This is a genomic window from uncultured Algibacter sp., assembly GCF_905480415.1.
Taxonomy (GTDB): domain Bacteria; phylum Bacteroidota; class Bacteroidia; order Flavobacteriales; family Flavobacteriaceae; genus Algibacter_B.
Genome location: NZ_CAJQQI010000139.1, coordinates 1 through 17,415, shown reverse-complemented (window position 1 = coordinate 17,415; position 17,415 = coordinate 1). Strand labels below are relative to the sequence as shown.

11 protein-coding genes are annotated in these 17,415 nt (G+C 34.4%); 5 read left to right on the top strand and 6 right to left on the bottom strand.

Features of this window, described 5'->3' with window-relative positions; all coding sequences use genetic code 11:
• The 5 genes from QZ260_RS09455 to QZ260_RS09435 all read right to left on the bottom strand — a co-directional run.
• The coding region (locus QZ260_RS09455) for a hypothetical protein (protein ID WP_295985456.1) at window positions 1-504 on the bottom strand (504 nt) is incomplete at its 3' end.
• A 142-nt stretch (window positions 505-646) separates the two neighbouring features.
• A complete protein-coding gene (locus QZ260_RS09450) occupies window positions 647-1,774 on the bottom strand; it encodes a tyrosine-type recombinase/integrase (RefSeq protein ID WP_295985454.1) in 1,128 nt (375 codons plus the stop codon).
• A 154-nt stretch (window positions 1,775-1,928) separates the two neighbouring features.
• The gene (gatB/aspS, locus tag QZ260_RS09445; RefSeq protein ID WP_295985452.1) at window positions 1,929-5,261 is read right to left on the bottom strand and encodes a bifunctional amidotransferase subunit GatB/aspartate--tRNA ligase AspS; all 3,333 of its coding nucleotides are present in this window, start codon (window positions 5,259-5,261) and stop codon (window positions 1,929-1,931) included.
• Window positions 5,261-6,661 carry an amidase family protein gene (locus QZ260_RS09440; RefSeq protein WP_295985450.1) on the bottom strand — a complete coding sequence of 467 codons (1,401 nt, stop codon included), beginning with the start codon at window positions 6,659-6,661 and terminating at the stop codon, window positions 5,261-5,263. Before QZ260_RS09440 ends, gatB/aspS begins: the two co-directional genes overlap by 1 nt.
• A gap of 2 nt (window positions 6,662-6,663) precedes the next feature.
• On the bottom strand, window positions 6,664-6,933 hold the full coding sequence (locus QZ260_RS09435) for a hypothetical protein (RefSeq protein WP_295985448.1): 270 nt from the start codon (window positions 6,931-6,933) through the stop codon (window positions 6,664-6,666).
• A 614-nt stretch (window positions 6,934-7,547) separates the two neighbouring features.
• Between QZ260_RS09435 and gyrB the strand changes: the two genes are divergently transcribed.
• The 5 genes from gyrB (at window position 7,548) to secDF (ending at window position 15,669) form a co-directional block, all read left to right on the top strand.
• Window positions 7,548-9,497 carry a DNA topoisomerase (ATP-hydrolyzing) subunit B gene (gene gyrB / locus QZ260_RS09430; protein ID WP_295985446.1) on the top strand — a complete coding sequence of 650 codons (1,950 nt, stop codon included), beginning with the start codon at window positions 7,548-7,550 and terminating at the stop codon, window positions 9,495-9,497.
• 156 nt (window positions 9,498-9,653) lie between these two features.
• Complete coding sequence (locus QZ260_RS09425) at window positions 9,654-10,661, top strand: DUF6588 family protein (protein WP_295985443.1); 1,008 nt, start codon at window positions 9,654-9,656, stop codon at window positions 10,659-10,661.
• A gap of 193 nt (window positions 10,662-10,854) precedes the next feature.
• Complete coding sequence (mdh, locus tag QZ260_RS09420) at window positions 10,855-11,781, top strand: malate dehydrogenase (protein ID WP_295985441.1); 927 nt, start codon at window positions 10,855-10,857, stop codon at window positions 11,779-11,781.
• A gap of 71 nt (window positions 11,782-11,852) precedes the next feature.
• The gene (locus QZ260_RS09415) at window positions 11,853-12,482 is read left to right on the top strand and encodes a hypothetical protein (RefSeq protein ID WP_295985438.1); all 630 of its coding nucleotides are present in this window, start codon (window positions 11,853-11,855) and stop codon (window positions 12,480-12,482) included.
• 199 nt (window positions 12,483-12,681) lie between these two features.
• Window positions 12,682-15,669, top strand: coding sequence for a protein translocase subunit SecDF (secDF, locus tag QZ260_RS09410; RefSeq protein ID WP_295985435.1), 2,988 nt, complete (start codon window positions 12,682-12,684; stop codon window positions 15,667-15,669).
• Window positions 15,670-16,051: 382 nt separating this feature from the next.
• Here the strand turns inward: secDF and chrA are convergent, their stop codons facing one another.
• Window positions 16,052-17,173, bottom strand: a complete 1,122-nt coding sequence (gene chrA, locus QZ260_RS09405) for a chromate efflux transporter (protein WP_295985433.1) — start codon at window positions 17,171-17,173, stop codon at window positions 16,052-16,054.
• Window positions 17,174-17,415 lie beyond the last annotated feature (242 nt).

The following is a 17,415-nucleotide window of genomic DNA, read 5'->3' as shown; positions in this document are numbered from 1 at the left end:
GTTTTTGTATTCAGTAACGTGGTCAAAACAGCCGTCCCAAGCTGTGTAAGTGTAAGTTCCGTTTTCGTAGTATTTGTACTCAAAATATTTTGGAAACTCTCCGTTTTCCGTCTTTATTAGTTTTTTTTCTTCTTTTTTGTCAGTCAGTTTTCCCAAGAGGTTTATATAAGTTTGACCGTATTTACTTTTTCCAATTTCCACATTCTTTTCGGATAAGTCAGAACTGAAGACAAATCCGCTAATATTCATTGGCTTAATCCAATTCCCACTCAATGAGAATCCATTTCCGATTTCAATTTGTTCCTCCGTTTGGATTATTTTCTCAATAATTATAGTTTTTCCAACTTTTAATTCGGTCAGCATTTTTGATTGGAATGTTGGCTTTTCATAAACTTTAGCACCCAACATATTTATTACACACAATTCAGTTTTATTTTCAGGGTTTTGTCCAAAAATTGAATTGATAAATAGTATCGTGAATATTAATGTTAAGCAGTTTTTCATAATTGTGGGCAACTTAATTATATGAATTATAAATCAATTGGTTTTATGCCGAATTGGCGGGATATAGATGATTTTATTGTCGTTAAAATAATCATATCCTTTTTTAGATTTAAAATTAATAAGCTAATCTAGTAAATTTTTCTTACAAATTATCAAAAGGGTTTTTAATATCTTTTAAATTTGTGGTTGAAACGTGGGTGTAAATCATTGTGGTTTTTGGGCTGCTATGTCCTAATAATTCTTGAATATACCTAATATCTGTTCCGCTTTCCAATAAATGGGTGGCAAAACTATGTCTTAAAGTGTGCAAAGTGGCATACTTTTTTATACCAGCATTTGATAAAGATTTTTTCAATACTTGCCTCGCGCTTACTTGGGTGTATGGTGCTTCAAACCGACCTTCAAATAAAAATACTTTAGGGTTATAGTGGTTTATGTAAGTTTGTAATAGCGGAATTAAGCCTTGTGATAATAAAGTGTATCTATCCTTTTTTCCTTTGGCAGCTTTAATATGTATTAATCCGCGTTCAAAATCTATATCTCTTGGTTTTATACTTAAGGTTTCGCCAATGCGCAATCCAGCGGAATAGGTTAAGCTCAATAGCACTTTGTGTTTTAAGTTTTTTGTGGCTTCAAATAAGGCTTTTACTTCTTGTTTGCTTAAAATATTTGGTAATTTTTTATCCTTATTTGGGCGTTGGATGTTTAGAGTGTCGATAGCCAAACCTTTAAAATTTATAAGGTGTTTTATCCCGCTAATACACTGATTTTGATAGGAGACTGATTTTTTGGGGCTAAAAATAAAATCGTAATTAAACCGTTCAATAGTTCTTGCCGTTATTTCGGTAAGGTTTTTTAAATTCATGTAACGTAAGAAGAATGCGGTAACTTCCACATAAGTGTTTACAGTATTGGAGCTAAAACGTTTTTGTTCTAACCATTTTTTAAACTTTAAAAGTTCATGGGTTTGTTCATCTTTTAGTAAAGGAAGCTTAATCTGCTTGGTCGGAACAACCTTGGTCGCAGGTTTATTATTTTTAAAGGCTTCATAGTTTACGTACCATTTTTTTTGTCTAAAATAATTGAAAAGCTCATTGAGCCGAGTTTTGTGATATGGTGTGTAAAATGTATTGTGTGTACTGCTCCATTTAGTTTCAGGGAAATTTTTGATGTATTCTTTTACTGATTCATCATATTTGAAATTTATGGCAATTTGTTTAGTTTGGTTATGCCAAAGTGGGAGTAATGTTATAGTTGGTAAGTCTGCCAATATATTCTTTTGAGTATCAAAATACGAAATAAATTCTTACTTACAGATGATTTGTTTTTTGAAATTTGAATCGAAAGGAATTTCCCGAGGCAAAGTCTCAGAGTTTCCACAGAAATTGTTATTCCTACAAAATCAAAGAATTACCAATACATCTTTATTTTTTCATCACCTTTACATTCATTTCTTCTACCTTTTTATTGGATAGGAGAGAAGGTGCACCAAACAATAAATCTTCACTAGTTCCAGTTTTAGGGAATGCCATCACTTCTCTAATAGATGCTTTTTTCTCTAAAATCATCATTAATCTATCCACGCCCCAAGCAATGCCTCCGTGCGGTGGCGCGCCATAATGGAACGCTTTATACATGGTGCCAACGCTCTTCATCATCTCATCTTTATTATAGCCCATATTTTTATAGGTGGCTTCTAAAATTTCAGGTTTATGAGCACGCACAGAACCACCACCAATTTCATAACCATTTAAGATTAAATCGTATTGTTGCGCGATGATAGTTCCAATCTCGTCTTCCTTACCATTTATGTGCTTTTCAATATCATAAATAGCAGGCATAGAAAATGGATTGTGTGTAAATGTCCAACGGCCTTCGTCTGTTTTTTCAAACATCGGGAAATCGATCACCCACGCAGGTCTTAATTCCTTCGGATTGATTAATCGAAGCATTTTACCTAATTCTTGACGAACCGCATCTAAGGCTTTATTTGCTGTTGCATAATCCGCAGCAGAGAAAAATACAATATCTCCAACTTGCGCATTGGTCGTATTGATGATTCCTGCAGCAATGTCTTCGCCTAAAAACTTAATAATAGGGGATTGTAAATCGTTTTCATTCACAATAATATATGCTAAACCACCTAAACCGTGTTGTTGTGCTATGGCGGTTAGTTTTTCAATCTGACCTTTAGATAAACGTTTGTTGCCTTGCTCTTTAGCAGATACCTTAATGCACTTTACAATTCCGCCTTCTTCAATAGGTTTACTAAACACTTGGAAGGTGGTATCTTTTACAATACCTGTAATGTCTTGTAGTTTTAAGCCGAAGCGTAAATCTGGACGGTCACAGCCATAATAGTCCATAGCGTCTTTATAGGTTATGACTTCAAACGGATGTAAAATCCATTTTTTGCCATATATTTTTTCAACAATACCATTGAACATTTGCGTATTCAAATCGATAATTTGTTGCATACTGGCATAGGCCATTTCAATATCTAACTGCGTGAATTCAGGTTGACGATCCCCACGAGAATCTTCATCTCTAAAACAACGTGCTATCTGGAAATATTTTTCATAACCAGATACCATCAACATTTGCTTGAATTGCTGAGGTGCTTGAGGTAGGGTATAGAACAAACCGGCTTGCTTACGTGTTGGTACAATAAATTCGCGAGCACCTTCATCGGTTCCAGCACTTAAAATTGGTGTTTCAATTTCAAGAAACTCTTGGGCGTCTAAAATATCACGCATCATTTTGATGACTTTATGGCGATTTACAATCACACGTCGGACATCATCATTTCGGTGGTCTAAATATTTATATTGGAAACGAACATTTTCATTGGTTTTAGTTGCTCGTTTTATTTCAAAAGGAAGCGTTTTAGAAAGGTTTAAGATTTCTAAATCTTTGGCTTCTAATTCAATTTTACCAGTTCTTAAAGCGAGGTTATAATCATCTTCTTTACGCTGAACAATGGTTCCGGAAACCATAATAACCGATTCTGGTTTTAATTTTACTAGCTCATCTAAATTAGCAAACGATTCTCTGCTTAATCGCACTTGGAACACTTGTGCACTTGAATCACGTAAATCGATAAATATTAATTCGCCATGGTCACGCACACTAGACACCCATCCTGAGAAGGTTACTTTTTCGTTGATGCTTTCATCTGAAATATCTGAAATGACATGAGTTCTGTATTCCTCTTTTATAATTAAGGGAATCTCTGCTAAGACTTCTTCTTCCTTGGCTTCTGGCTTTTGGCTTTTGGCTTTTGGCACATCACTTATTGCTTCATGCTTTGTACTTCCCGCTTTTCCAGAAAGGGCATCCAAAATACCTTCACGAATCACTTTTCCTGAAGCACCTTTTCCAATAATCCCAATGACTTTTCCAACTAGAATACCAGCTTTTCCTTGGTTTCCAGATTGAATGTCAATGGCGATGGCTTGGTGTTCTAAAATTACTTTAGCAATAGCGTCTTTAATTTGAGATTCTGAAATCGTATTGTCTTTAAAATAGGTGTTATAATCAAAGCTTCGGTCTTTTAAATAAGACGTTATGGCGTTTTGCACTAATACTGATGTGATTTTTTCGTCTTTAAAAAGTTGAAAAATTTCAGTTAAATGTTCTATTCTGTGAATATCTGCATACTCATCTGCAGCAATATTATTTACTAATGTTTTTGCAACAAAAGAAGGGTCTTTAATGACGTTGTTAATGGCGATAAACGTTTCAGAGCGCAAGGAGTCTGCTGTAAAGAACTTAGCGTCTTGAGGTAAAACACCGCCTTTTATTAAAATGGATTCAACAGCAAAAGGCAATGTGCTTAAATCGACATCAATAGATTCAACTACATTTTTTATGCTAACAAAAGGTAAGTCTGGTTCAGAAATAAAACGGTAATCTGCTTCAAATTCCTTTTTACGCATAGTTTTGGTTTGCTTCAATTCAGCATCCCATAACACCGTGGTTTGGTCTGGTCTAAATGCACCATGTTCTAAGAAATAGCTGAGTTGTTTTTCAACTTCTTCCTTTAAGGCGTCTACCATAAACTTAAACGAGTTCAAGTTTTTTATTTCGGTACGTGGATTTAAATTATAATCGCGTTTTTTACGAAGTGATACAGAAACATCCGATTTGAATTCCCCTTTTTCAAGGTTAGCTTCAGAGATGCCAATGTTCTGAACAATACGGTGAATGTATTGCGCATATGTTGAAGCATCCTCTATATGACGAATACAAGGTTCGGTGACAATTTCAATAAGTGGAACGCCTGCTTTGTTAAAATCGACTAAAGAGATTTTTTTCTCATGCATCAATTTAGCAGCATCTTCTTCAATATGTACTTGCGTTAAATTAACCGTGAATTGTGAGCCATCATTTCGGAAACAAGAGACTTGTCCGTCAGGAATCACAGGGTTATGAAACTGTGTAATCTGAATATTTTTTGGATTATCAGGATATTCATAATGCTTTCTATCCCAAGAAATCACTTCGTTTCCAAAAGTTGATTTCACAGCTTTCCCAAAGTAAATAGCCTTTTTAATAGCTTCTTTGTTAATAGCTGGTAGAACGCCCATTTGTCCCGTACAAACCGAACAGATATTTTGGTTAGGGGTTTCTATTTCTTGATTTGCACAAGAGCAAAATAACTTTGATTTAGTATTTAATCGAACGTGTGTTTCCAGACCGATTACTAACTCTAATTCATGCTTTTTTAAAAGCTCATTTAGTTGATCTAATTCCATTATATCGTATCTTTTAAGAAGTTAGCAAACTTCAAAACGAGTTCGTCATTATTTTTTGCAGCCGTAATTTGTAAGCCTGTTGCTGTACCTTTGGGAACAGTTAGCGTTGGTAATTGCCCTAAGCTAAATCCAACCGTATAGGCATCAGATAAATACATCGCCAAAGGGTCTTTTAAGCTTTCGCCAATTTTAGGTGGGGTATTAGGGGTGACAGGGGATATGATAATATCCACTTCTTTAAAATCATTTTCGAAGTTTTCAGAGATTTGATCTCTTAATTTTAGTCCCTTTAAATAAATTTCATCTGAAAACCCTTGTGATAACAATTGGTTTCCACCAACAATTCTTCGTTTTGTTTCTTCTGAAAAATTCTCGGAACGGGTTACTGCGTAGGTGTCTTTTAAGTTGTCGCCTTCAATACGATTGCCGTAATTGGTGCCATCTAAACGTGATAAGTTAGAGGCTGTTTCAGCCATAGCTAAAGTATAGTATGTGGACACTAAAGTTTCAGACTCAAAGAAATCTAATGCTTTCACTTGAATGCCTTTGGCTTTTATTTTTTCGATAGCTGCTAAAAAATCAGATTTTATTTGAGAATCAATAGCATCAGTTTCAATAAAGTTTTTAAAGTATCCTACGGTTTTTATATCTTCCGAAGTTAAAATACCATTCTGAGGTATTTCCGCAGAAGCATACGTGGTTTGATCTTTTCCATCTTTTCCACTCATCACATTTAAAACAATGCGAATATCTTCAATAGATTTTGCGATAGGTCCAACACAGTCTGTAGAGGATGCGTAAGCCATTAATCCGAAACGTGAAATACGTCCGTAAGTGGGTTTTAAACCATACACATTATTATAACCTGCAGGCTGACGCACAGAACCTCCTGTATCACCTCCAACGGAGAATACCGTATAATCTTTCGCAACGTTAACCGCAGAGCCTCCACTAGAACCTCCAGCAACCAAATTTGAATTTACAGCGTTTTTAACCGCGCCAAAAATGGTGTTCTCACTAGACGATCCATGTCCAAAACTATCGCAGTTTTCTTTTACTAAAGGTATCGCGCCAGCATCCAATAATTTTCGAATGGCTGTTGCGGTATATGCGGATTTGTAGTTTTTTAGTAAATCTGAACTCGCCGTTGTATAAGTCCCTTGCACCATATAAACATCCTTTATTCCAAATGGAATGCCTTCTAACAAGCCTATAGAGTCACCATTTGCAATTTTAGCATCCACTTTTGCTGCTAAATCTAGTGCAGATGTATCCAATAAAGAATTTACGGTGTTGTTCGTGTTTTGCTTTAAAGCGTCTAGTCTTTCTTGTACGAGGTCTGTACAAGTGATTTCTTTGTTAACCAGTTGGTGATGAATTTTGCGTATTTGAGAGTCCATAATTATTCTTCTATTACTTTAGAAACAACCAGAAAACCATTCTTTTCTTTCGGAAAGTTTTCAATAATGATTTGCTTTTCAATTTGTGGGCTATCTATTACCACATCATCTCTCAAATGATCTAAAGACACTGCATGATCATGATTATGATTAAAAGTATTATTATTTGTTGTGTTTGCGTTTTTAATCACCTCAAATAATTTGTTTACAGCCTCTGACGGCTGCGCTCCTTTAATACTCGACAAGATGTCGACGGTCATAATTTTACTCATGTCTCAATTTTTAGATTATAAAAAAAGCCTTCCAAATTTGGAAGGCTTTATATATTTATTAAACAATAACCTTCCTGTCCTATAAATTAGGATTATTGAAATTATTATTGTTATTATTTTTCATTGTTGTTTTATTGTGTTCAAATATATATAGAATAAATATACTACACACTATTTTTAGGGATATCCTATTGGGTATTGTCAAATTATTAATAAACCCAAAGTTAATTTGTAGGTTCTTTAACCTATCTGCCATAATTGCAAATTTATGTTTATTTCGTGTTAGATAAAAACAGTACTTTATTTTAAAAAGCGAACATTTTATAAGTAAAATACTTTAAAAAAGAATTCCAAATATTGATTCTAAGCCATTTTGTATATTAAGCGATTTCAAAGTCGTAATAAAAAAATGGAATTCAATTTTAAGGGTATTTTAAGCCGATTTAAGCCGTTTTCAAGTAATTAACAAATGTTGATAATTTTATGAATGAGACCGCGAAATGCTTTCTCATGGGGTTAATATTTTGTATATTTGATTGTATTCAGAAGGATGCTTTTTAGGCATCTTTTTTTGTGATATAAAACGATATTAAAATTAAGATAAAACATAAAATATGAGCGAACCAAAAGAAGAGTTTAACAAGCATAATTATTCCGCGGATAGTATTCAGGCTTTAGAAGGTATGGAGCATGTGCGTATGCGTCCATCGATGTATATTGGTGATGTAGGTACAAGAGGTTTACACCATTTAGTATATGAGGTTGTCGATAACTCTATTGATGAAGCTTTAGCAGGACATTGTAATAATATTACTGTAATTATAAATGAGGATAACTCTATTACTACGGAAGATGATGGTCGTGGTATTCCTGTAGATCTACACAAGAAAGAAGGTGTTTCTGCACTTGAGGTTGTCATGACTAAAATTGGGGCAGGAGGTAAGTTTGATAAAGATTCTTATAAAGTATCTGGTGGATTGCACGGTGTTGGTGTAAGTTGTGTAAATGCCTTGTCTGAGCATTTAAGAGCTACCGTTTACCGCGATGGAAAAGTTTATGAGCAAGAGTATGAACGTGGTAAATCGTTATATCCTGTTAAGCAGATTGGTGAAACTGATAAACGCGGAACAACAGTTACTTTTAAACCAGATTCAACCATATTTACGCTAACCTTAGAATATAGTTATGATACTTTGGCAAGTCGATTACGTGAATTGGCTTATTTGAATAAGGGGATTACTATTCATTTAGTTGATAAGAGAAATATAAAGGAAGATGGTGAATTTGAAGGTGAAACATTCCATTCTACTGAAGGATTAAAAGAATTTATCACGTATTTAGATGCCACTCGCGAGCCTTTAATGAAAGATGTCATTGCTTTTGAAGGGGAAAAGAATGGTGTGCCGGTTGAGGTTGCAATGATCTATAACACCTCTTATGCCGAAAATTTACACTCTTATGTAAATAATATTAATACGCATGAAGGTGGAACACATTTATCTGGTTTTCGTCGTGGTTTAACACATACCCTTAAAAAATATGCTGATGAATCAGGGTTATTAAAAAACTTAAAATTTGATATTTCTGGTGATGATTTCCGTGAAGGATTGACAGCAATTATATCTGTGAAAGTTCAAGAACCTCAATTTGAAGGGCAAACTAAAACGAAGTTAGGTAATAGAGAGGTTTCTGCAGCGGTAAGTCAATCTGTTTCAGAAATGCTTACTGATTATTTAGAAGAACATCCAGATGATGCTAAAATTATAGTTCAGAAAGTAATACTGGCAGCTCAAGCACGTCACGCAGCTCAAAAAGCTCGTGAAATGGTTCAGCGTAAAACGGTAATGAGTATTGGAGGTTTACCAGGAAAATTAAGTGACTGTTCCGAGCAAGATCCAGCAAAATGCGAAATATATTTAGTTGAGGGAGATTCGGCAGGTGGAACTGCAAAACAAGGTCGTGATAGAGCATTTCAGGCTATTTTACCATTACGTGGTAAAATATTGAATGTTGAAAAAGCAATGACTCATAAGGTTTTTGAAAATGAAGAGATTAAAAATATTTTCACAGCACTTGGTGTAACTATTGGTACAGAAGAAGATAGTAAAGCACTTAACCTTTCAAAATTAAGATACCACAAAATTGTAATCATGTGTGATGCCGATATTGATGGTTCGCATATTGAAACTTTAATTCTAACCTTCTTTTTTAGATACATGAAAGAATTAATAGAAAACGGTCATATTTACATAGCTACTCCACCTTTATTTTTAGTTAAAAAAGGAGCTAAAAAACAGTATGCTTGGGATGATGAGGAACGTTTAGCGTTAATGGAACAATATGGAGATGGTACAAAAATTCAGCGTTATAAAGGTCTTGGGGAAATGAATGCATCTCAGCTTTGGGATACAACTATGAACCCGCAATTTAGAACTTTACGCCAAATATATGTAGAAAATGGAGCAGAAGCAGATAGAGTGTTCTCTATGTTAATGGGAGATGAGGTTCCACCTCGTAGAGATTTTATTGAGAAAAATGCTATTTATGCAAATATTGATGCTTAGATAAAAGATTAATAGGTTTAAAGGCCCTAATATATTTATATGTTAGGGCTTTTTCTTTGCTTTAAAACGAAATAAAGCCGATAAAACGCATTTTTTTACGATAAAATGTATTTTTGTGTAATTTTTTTTCTATGTTTGTGAAACCAAATTTAAAATATGAAAAAGTTAACCCTACTTGTGTTACTTGGTTTAGTAACCATAACTTCAAAAGCTCAAGACTTAGAAAGTATTCTACTCGCATCAGGAGATGCTGAAAATTTAACCAATGCTTATATTAATCCAGCAATGAAAGGATTAATTTATGGTATGAATAGTGGCTGGTATCATACAGCTAAGGTTCATAAAAAGCTTGGATTTGATATTTCAATCGGACTTAATGCTTCAGTTGTACCTTCTAAAGATGAACTTATTAATTTATCAAGTTTAGGATTATCAAATAATATAGGATTTACCCCAGGAGCAACAACACCAACGGTAGCAGGCACTGGAGATGGCGCTAATTTAACGGTTAATACAACGGTTGATGGTAATGATGTAAGTGCTTCGTTTAGAATGCCTTCAGGAATTAATGATGATTTACCGCTAGGAGCAGTTCCTACGCCATCTGTTCAGGTAAGTTTAGGATTGCCTTATAAATTTGATGTAATGGTGCGCTTAGTACCTGAAGTAGGCAGCGATGACGTTAAAGGAGAGTTATTAGGTTTAGGTCTTAAAAAAGAAATAACAAGTTTATTTGGACCACTAGATAAGTTGCCATTGCATGTTTCTGTATTAGCAGCATATACATCTATGAAAGTAGATTATGCAATTGATGGTAGTACAATTCCAGGACAGAATCAGAGTGCCGCATTTAAATTGAATGCATTTACAGTGCAGGCCATTGGCTCTTTAAACTTCCCTATTATAAATATTTATGGAGGTTTTGGTTATACAGGAGGTAGTTCCACATTAAAAATGCTAGGGACTTACGACTTAGAATATAGTAATGGTGGAGCAACAGTTACAGAGACTGTCACTAACCCTTTAAATTTAGATTTTGACGCAAGTGGTTTTAGAACGACAATAGGAGCTAGATTAAGTTTAGGATTCTTCAAAATTTTTGGAGATTACACAATACAAGAATACAATACATTTTCTACTGGAATAGCGTTTAGTTTTAGATAGAATAACATAAGAATAATAATTGTTTAGTTATATTTAGTTTTAGTTTAAATAGCACAGGATTTTGTCCTGTGCTTTTTTTATTTACAGTGTTTTAATTCGTAATTTTGCATGACTTAAATCATAAAATTGATGGTTTAAAATGCTGAATTTTGCATAGTAAATATAGATAACAAATAATTAAATAATAAATCAAATGAAAGTAACAGTTGTAGGAGCGGGAGCAGTAGGTGCTAGTTGTGCAGAGTATATTGCTATAAAAGACTTCGCTTCAGAAGTTGTATTGTTAGACATTAAAGAAGGTTATGCCGAAGGAAAAGCCATGGATTTAATGCAATGTGCATCATTAAATGGTTTTGATACTAAAATTACTGGTGTAACAAACGATTATAGTAAAACAGCAAATAGTGATATCTGTGTTATAACTTCTGGTATTCCTCGTAAACCAGGTATGACACGTGAAGAATTAATTGGTATTAATGCGGGCATAGTAAAGACAGTCTCTTCAAGCTTAATAGAACATTCACCTAATACTGTTTTAATTGTTGTAAGTAATCCTATGGATACGATGACATATTTAGTACACAAATCAACTAATCTACCAAAAAATAGAATTATTGGTATGGGAGGAGCTTTAGATTCTGCTCGTTTTAAATTTAGATTAGCAGAAGCTTTAGGTGCGCCTATTAGTGATGTTGATGGAATGGTAGTTGGTGGACACAGTGATACGGGTATGGTGCCATTAATAAGTCAAGCTACTAGAAATAGTATTAAAGTTTCAGAGTTTTTAAGCGAAGAACGTTTAGAACAAGTCGCTGCAGATACTAAAGTTGGAGGCGCTACACTTACCAAATTATTAGGAACTTCTGCGTGGTATGCTCCAGGAGCTGCAGTAAGTGCTTTAGTTCAGTCAATTGCTTGCGACCAAAATAAAATGTTCCCTTGTTCTACATTCTTAGAAGGTGAATATGGATTAAATGATATTTGTATTGGTGTGCCGGTAATTTTAGGAAAAAACGGTATTGAAAAAATAGTTGATATTCCTTTAAGTACTGCTGAAAAAGCACACATGCAAGCTAGTGCAGAAGGTGTTAAAAAGACTAATGCATTATTAGAATTATAATATTAATAGTATAAATTCATAATTATATAAAGACTGTAGTAATACAGTCTTTATTTTTTTATATTTGACGCATGATGGCAAGATGGTGCATTAGTGTTTTAATTTTTAGCCTTACCTTATTTGGTGTTGTTTCTCAACAACAAATTTTGGTGCCTAATCAAGAAATTGTATTGCAGTTTGAAGATGTTGACTTAACATCTAAGCAAGCTGAAAATACAGTAGCCATTGTAAAACAGCAATTGCAAGATTTAGGCGCTGAAAACATTCAAGTATTTTCATTAGAAAACGGAAAATTAAAAATCACATATTTCAGTGATTCTGAAGTTGCCAGTATTAAAGAAACGTTTTCAGAAGAAAGCAATTTAACACTTCATCTAACATCTCAAATTCAAGATGAAGACGCATCACGTTTTCCGTTTGAAGAGTCAAATATTAGTTATAATCTTGATGTCTACGAAATACAAAACGGATTTGAGTATGGATGGGGTTTTGATGGCGCAATTGGTTTAGAGTTTGAACCAAAAAGCGATCGATTTTTAGATCCAAATGATCTATCTCATGAATATATTGGATATCAATATGAAGATTACTTAATACAGGTTGCTTATAAAATTCGTAGAGAAATCACGATACAAATAAGTGAACCACTACACATAATACCAGAAGTTAGGGCAGGCCCCATTTGCGAGAGGGTTGCTTAGCTTGTTTTTTGATGTAAATATGGTGAATTCAAAAAAACATGGCTATTTTAAAACATCCCAAACACTTTCATAGTTCTATTTTAGATCTCATCAATAATGAAGAATCTATAAAAATCATATTTAAAAAATAAAAATTGTCAAATCATACGGTAAATTCTATATTTGCTCGTTTTAAAAATTTGACTAAAAAAAGTATAACATGCAAAACAAAGGATTAGTAAAACTATTTGCTATTTTGTTTGGTTTGGTAAGTCTTTACCAATTATCATTCACATTCACAGCAAATTCAGTTGAAAACGAGGCGGAAGAATTCGCGATTAATAAAATCTCTGAATCAGAAGAGAATTATCGTGGACTTCGAAGTCAAGAAGAAGCTAACTATCTTCAAGAGAAAGGTACCGATACGGTTTATAATATTGGTATAGCAAAATTCACTTATAACGAAGTGAAGCAAAAAGCAATGAACCTTGGGCTTGATTTAAAAGGTGGTATTAACGTAATTCTTCAAGTATCTGTAAAAGATATCTTAAAAGGATTAGCAAATAATACTAGCGACCCAGTCTTTAATAAAGCTTTAGAAGATGCTTCAGAGATTCAAAAAAATAGTCAAAACACATATTTAGAAGATTTCTTTATAGCTTTTGATGAGATTAAAGGTGATACTAAATTAGCATCTCCAGATATATTTTACACCAGAGAACTTGATGGTGAGATTGATGGTAGTATGACTGATGATGATGTAAAAAGCATTATTGAAACTAAAATAGACGAATCAATCGTTTCGGCTTTTGAAGTATTACGTAAGCGTATTGATGAGTTTGGTGTAACATCACCAAATATTCAGCGTTTAGGAAGCTCTGGTCGTATTTTAGTGGAGTTACCAGGTGTTAAAGATGTTGAGCGTGCTACAAGTTTATTGCAAAGTACGGCGCAATTAGAATTTTGGGATGCTTATAAGGGAGAGCAATTCTTTCAGTTTTTAGGACAAGCCAATGAAGTTTTAAGAGACATTGTTGATACAAACATTGATGCAGGTGTTGAGCCTCAAGATGAAGAAAATGCTCAAGATTCTCAAATTGATGATTTATTAGGCGATGCAGAAACAGATTCTACGGCGGTTGCAACAGTAAACCCCATTTTTGATTTGTTAAAAGGACAAGGATACCAAGGCGGCCCAATCATTGCTAAGTTTGCAATTAAAGATAAAGAAACAGTTTTAGATTATTTAAGCAGACCAGAAGTTAGAGCATTACTTCCTGCGGAGCAACGTTATGCAAAGTTTGTTTTTGGTAAGCCAGAAAAAGATAGCGAAGTAGTAGATTTATACGCTTTAATAGGTAATAGAGAAAACGTTCCTGAATTAAGTGGTGCGGTAGTAACTGATGCTAGAAACCAATTCGGTCCAACAGGAAAGTCTGAAGTGTCTATGCAGATGAATGCTAAAGGTGCTAAGATTTGGGAAGAAATGACAGGTAAAGCATACGCTCAAAGTAGTCAAATTGCTATTGTTTTAGACAATGTTGTGTATTCTGCTCCTGGCGTAACAACAGGTCCAATTGCAGGGGGTAACTCTTCAATTTCTGGAAACTTCTCATTAAATGAAGCAATAGATTTAGCAAATGTATTACGTGCTGGTAAATTACCTGCATCTGCAGATATTATACAAAGTGAGGTTGTAGGACCATCTTTAGGTAAAGAAGCTATTGAAAGTGGTACTATGTCATTCCTAATTGCATTAGTATTAGTATTGCTATGGATGATTTTTTACTACGGAAAAGCTGGTGCTTTTGCGGATATTGCCATGTTATTAAACCTTATGTTAATCTTCGGTATTTTATCAGGATTAGGCGCGGTGTTAACTTTGCCTGGTATTGCAGGTATCGTATTGACCATTGGTATGTCTGTAGATGCTAACGTACTTATCTTTGAGCGTATTCGAGAAGAATTGGCCAAAGGAAAAGGACAGATTGAAGCTATTAAAGACGGATTTAGTAATGCCTTATCATCTATTTTAGATGCCAACGTTACTACAGGTTTAACAGCGTTAATTTTATTCATTTTTGGAACAGGCCCAATTAAAGGTTTCGCAACTACTTTATTAATTGGTATTGCAACTTCTTTATTTACAGCTATTTTCATCACCAGATTATTAATTGATTGGTATGCTAACCGTGGCGGAAAATTAGAGTTCTCTACAGGGATCACAAAAAATTTATTTAGAAACATCAGTATTGAGTTTTTAAAGAAACGTAAAGTAGCATATATCATTTCTGGTACATTAATACTTTTAAGTTTAGGCTCGTTATTTACAAACGGATTAAACCAAGGTGTCGATTTTGTTGGAGGAAGAACCTATCAAGTGCGTTTTGCACAAGATATTAGTGCTTCTGAAATTACAGACCTATTATCAAAACCAGAAGTTTTTGGTAGTGCAGATGCTAAAACCTTCGGAGATGCTAACCAGTTAAAAATTACAACTAAGTATAAAGTAAATGAGTCTGGAGCAGAGATAGATGAAGAAATTAGAAAATCACTATACGAAGCTTTAGTACCGCATTTAGAGGGAACAACTTATGAGCAATTCATCGATTTAAATGATGAAAACAAACAAGTTGGTTTACTCGAATCATACAAAGTAACACCAACCATTGCCGATGATATTAAACAAGCATCATTCTGGGCAATTTTAGGCTCATTAATTGTAGTATTCCTATATATCTTAATTCGTTTTAAGAAGTGGCAATACTCATTAGGTGCAGTTGCGGCGGTATTCCACGATGTTTTAATCGTATTAGGAGTGTTCTCTTTAACGTACAAGTTTATGCCATTCAATATGGAAGTAAATCAAGCGTTCATCGCAGCAATACTAACAGTTATTGGTTACTCATTGAATGATACGGTGGTCGTATTCGATAGAATTCGTGAATTCTTTAACGAGCACACCTCTTGGAAGTTCGATAAAGTAGTAAACGCATCATTAAGCAGTACATTAAGTAGAACCTTAAATACCTCATTAACAACATTAGTTGTGTTGCTAGCCATCTTCATTTTTGGTGGCGATTCAATCAGAGGCTTTATGTTTGCTTTAATAATAGGTGTTATAGTAGGTACCTATTCATCATTATTTATTGCAACACCAATAATGTATGATAGCGTAAAAAAATTAGAAGACGAGAAGAAAGACTAACTCAAATTTTTCTAAGTAAAAGAGCCTATTAACTTATGTTGATAGGCTTTTTTTATTGAATATCTCATTGCGAAGGAGTTTGGAATATGGCGCTCTCTTTAATTCTTTTTTAGGCGTTACCACTAGGGTCGGGCTTTTCGTTACAAGTCCTCGCTTTGTCGGATAATTATCGGAGCTCGCTGTGGGCTTTTCACTGCAATCCCTAACGCATTATTTTTGCGTGTGTCTGCTGTTAGTTAAAACTTTCCGTTTTTTAATATCAGCCTTTTCTCTTGATAACATGGAGTTTGGCTCTGACTCAAATTAATTTATGCTTTATTGACTATCCATATGTTACCGATTAAAGCCATATGGGTATCAAGTTTTTTTTTTTGATCAAGGTTTAAACAAAAGTCAAAAAATATCCAATCATTGCACCACCCAAAACAATAAACGCACTATTAAGTTTTTTGAAAACAAAGACAACCACCAAACTTGCAAGAGCAATTACGATTGTACGCCAATCCGTTAAGGTGTCCTTCGCCATGTTTACACAAACTGCGATTATTAATGCTACTGCTGCAACATTTACTGCATCTAAAATTGCTCCTATTATATTCGACTGTCGCATTTTGGGTATCAATGGGTTTAATATCAAAACAAAAAGAAACGAAGGAAGGAAAATCCCAAGAGTTGCAGCAAGCGCTCCTGTTATTCCGTTCATTTGCCAACCAATAAAAGTTGCTGTCGACAATACTGGCCCCGGGGTTATTTGCCCCACAGCAACAGCATCAATCAATGCTTGTCTTGTTAGCCAGCCATTCGCAACTAATTCCGTGTCGAGGAAAGCAAACAAAACATAGCCACTGCCATAAAGTATGGCGCCAACTTTTAAGAAAGTTAAGAATATTTTGAGAATACCCATTTTTAAAGGATCTACTATCTGAAAAAGTAAAAGTGGGGTCAAACTATTTATATAACCTGTATTTTTTTTGAAGAAATACAGCCCCAAACCAAGTAAACCGCAGCCAAAAAGAGCAATTATTTCGTTTATTCCAAAAAGGCATGCCACTAAAGTTAGGATGCCTAGAATTGCGAGTTCTGTATTTTTTACTGCCTTTTTTCCTAGTTTGAAAGCCGCCATAATTATTATTGCTATAACTGCTGGCTTAATTCCGTAAATGAAAGGCTCAACTTTTGGTAATTCACCATACTCTTGATAGAGCCAAGCAAAGACAGAAGTTATAACGACCGCAGGAAAAATGAAGCATAAACCTGCAACAAATAGACCTTTCCAACCTGCACGTTCGTATCCGCAATGCATTGTCATTTCTGTCGAATTCGGACCCGGAATTAAATTAGTAGCGCCAACAAGGTCGAGGAAGTGTTCTTGTGTCATCCACTTTCGTTTTTTCACAACTTCGTCTTCCATCATGGCAATATGAGCGGCGGGACCACCAAAAGCTATACTCCCTAACTTGAAAAATAATTTCGCAATTTCTTTTAGTTTATTTCTTTGGGACATTTTACATGTAGTTCAAAGGTTCGATTTTAGTAGGATTTATAGCTTTTTGCTCAATGTGTTTCAGCGTGTTTTTATATTTGGTGTTGTGCTTAGTCATTTGTTCTTCTCTCAAATTTTATTTTTCTAACGCCATGATTAGTATCCCATTGTTTAACTTCTACAAAACCAAATGTCTCATATAATTTAGTAGCTGGTCCATTCTCTAGTCCAGTTTCAACAACAAATAATTTTGAATCAAAAGT